The organism is Burkholderia sp. GbtcB21, assembly GCF_019091065.1.
Classification (GTDB): Bacteria; Pseudomonadota; Gammaproteobacteria; order Burkholderiales; family Burkholderiaceae; genus Burkholderia; species Burkholderia pyrrocinia_C.
Genome location: NZ_JAGXKA010000555.1, coordinates 1 through 230 on the forward strand (window position 1 = coordinate 1; position 230 = coordinate 230).

1 protein-coding gene is annotated in these 230 nt (G+C 74.8%); it reads left to right on the forward strand.

Annotated features, from left to right (window positions below; translation table 11 throughout):
* On the forward strand, positions 1-230 hold a 230-nt coding region (locus KVT39_RS37620), incomplete at both ends, for a sensor histidine kinase (protein ID WP_368858977.1).

The following is a 230-nucleotide window of genomic DNA, read 5'->3' on the forward strand; positions in this document are numbered from 1 at the left end:
TGGCCGCGCATGCGCCGCTCGCGCAGCGGCGCGACATCGATCTCGGCTTCGAGGTGTCGCGCGCGGCGAGCGTCGTCTCGGATGTCGGCGCGCTGCGCGTGATGTTCGGCAACCTGCTCGACAACGCCGTGAAGTACACGCCGGACGGCGGCCGCATCGACGGGTCGCTGGCCTCCGACGCGGCCGGCCGCGCGTGCGGCCAGATCGGCGACAGCGGGCCCGGCATCCCG